This window comes from Frateuria sp. (assembly GCF_013362045.1).
In the GTDB taxonomy this organism is placed as follows: Bacteria; Pseudomonadota; Gammaproteobacteria; order Xanthomonadales; family Rhodanobacteraceae; genus Frateuria_A.
In genome coordinates this window covers 1-2,059 of the sequence record NZ_JABFWW010000049.1, presented here as the reverse complement: position 1 = coordinate 2,059, position 2,059 = coordinate 1, and the positions used below count along the sequence as shown (strand labels likewise).

The following is a 2,059-nucleotide window of genomic DNA, read 5'->3' as shown; positions in this document are numbered from 1 at the left end:
ACCGCGCCGCCCGCTGCGCCGGCGGCCCCCGTGGCCCATGCGGCGGCCGCGGACGACAACCTCAACGCCGTGGCATGGACGCAGACGGCGGTCGAGCACGACCTGATCTACCTGCAAACCTACCGCGACGCCCAGGCCCGCCTGCTTGCCGCATTGGCCGACCCGCGCTGGGATGCGTTGCCCAAGGCCGACCGCGTGGTGCCGGCCAGGGGCCTCAAGCCGGCGGTGCTGCTGGACATCGACGAGACCGTGCTGGACAACTCGCCCTACCAGGCCCGCCTGGTGCGCAGCGGCGGCGAATTCAACGAGGCGGATTGGGCGGCCTGGTGCAAGGAAGCCAAGGCGCGCGCGCTGCCCGGGGTGGTCGCCTTCACCCGCTTTGCCGTGCAGCATGGGGTGGCGGTGTTCTACCTGTCCAACCGCGCCAAGGACCTGGACGAGGCGACCCTTGCCAACCTGCGCGCCGCGGGCCTGCCGGTGGCGGGCCCGCAGTCGTTCCTGGGGCTGGGAACCTTCGTCGAGGGCTGCGAGCAGGCCGGCTCGGAAAAGGGTTGCCGGCGCCAGCTGGTCGCCCGCCAGTATCGCGTGCTGATGCAGTTCGGCGACCAGCTCGGCGATTTCGTCGACGTGCTCCCCAATACCCCGGCCGGCCGTCGCCAGGTGGTCGCGCCCTATCTGGACTGGATCGGCGAGCGCTGGTTCGTGCTGCCCAATCCGAGCTACGGCAGCTGGGAGCCGGCCTTGTTCGACAACGACTGGCAAGCGCCGCGGGAGGCGCGCCGCGAGGCCAAGCTCAAGGCTTTACGAGTTGATTGAAATCAATAGCTTGAGCTAATAAACATCAAGTATTGCCTTAAGGCGTGCGAAGCCACTAAGCTGTGCCCGCCGAAACCTGCTGACCTCCAAACTGCGGGCAAGGCCATTTCCCTTCCGGCCCAGCCGGATTTCCCCCGCGCGGCTCCAGGCCCGCGGGGTTTTTCTTGTCTGGGGCACGACCGCGCGCCGGGGGCGACGCCAGGGAACTGGCCATCCGGCCGCTTGCCGCCGGCTCGACGGGCCACGTACGCTGCCCGTTCCGTCCTGGCGCCATGCCCGCGCACCGCCGAGAAGTCCATGCGCCTGACGCCGCTACGCCACCTGCTGCTGTCGCTCGGCCTGCTCGCCCTGGCGGCCTGCCATTCGCGCGATGCGGCCACGGCCTCCGGCGGCGAGTCGCCCGAGGCGGCGGTGCGCGAATCGATTGCACTTGTCCGCGCGGACGACTTCGCCGGCTTCTGGCGGCATGCGCTGCCGCCGCACGACTACGCCCTGTTGCGTGCGGATTGGGCCAAGGCGCGCGCCGGCGAAGCCCCCATGACCGCCGCCGAGCGGCAACGCATCGACACCACTTTGCGCCAGCTCCTCGCGCCGGATGCCGAGGCCACGATCGACGCCCGGCTGCAGCCCTGGCTGGCCGACGCCAGGGCCCGCTACGGCGACCAGCTGCCGCTGCTGGTCGGCATCGGCCGCGCGCTCGCCGGCAAGGCGATCACCGCGAACCCGCACCTGGGCGAGGCCCAGAAGCGCGATGCCACGGCGCTGGTCGACGCCCTCGGCCCATGGGCACAGCAGGCGCCATGGTTCGACCCGGGCAGGGCGCGCCATGCGGTCGGCCTGGTCGTCGCCGCCGCGCGCAAGCTCGACCTGCGCGATGCGCAGAGCCTGCGCACGATGGGTTTCGACCAAGCCATGCACAGCTACGCCATCGCCTTCGGAGGCATCAAGCAGGTGCTCGCGCTGTACGGCCTGCCGCTGGACGAGGCGCTGGACTCGGCACGCGTGGTGCCGCTGGAGTACCACCCGCCCTATGCGCGCGTGCGCATCGAGTACCGGCTGCTGGGCAAGCCGCTGGCGCTGGAATCGACGCTGGTGCTGCAGGACGGCCGCTGGTACGACCAGGACCTGCTGCAGGGCGTGCGCCAGGCCCACCAGCGCCTCGCCGCGCCGGCGCGTGCCGCCAGCGCGGCGTCTGCCACGGCCACGGCGCCGCGCTGAGCGCCCGGGCGTCCTTTACAGCCCA

At 71.4% G+C, this 2,059-nt stretch carries 2 protein-coding genes; both read left to right on the top strand.

Translation table 11 applies throughout. The annotated features are described in order from the left end of the window. A partial coding sequence (locus HOQ08_RS02500; RefSeq protein ID WP_291191134.1) for an HAD family acid phosphatase occupies positions 1-816 on the top strand: 816 nt, incomplete at its 5' end. A 297-nt stretch (positions 817-1,113) separates the two neighbouring features. Then, complete coding sequence (locus HOQ08_RS02495) at positions 1,114-2,034, top strand: hypothetical protein (RefSeq protein WP_291191131.1); 921 nt, start codon at positions 1,114-1,116, stop codon at positions 2,032-2,034. Positions 2,035-2,059: the final 25 nt, after the last annotated feature.

What these genes read in the sequence shown, in the direction of transcription:
- HOQ08_RS02495 (WP_291191131.1), top strand. Translation starts at nt 1,114, where the DNA reads ATGCGCCTGACGCCGCTACGCCACCTGCTGCTGTCGCTCGGCCTGCTC.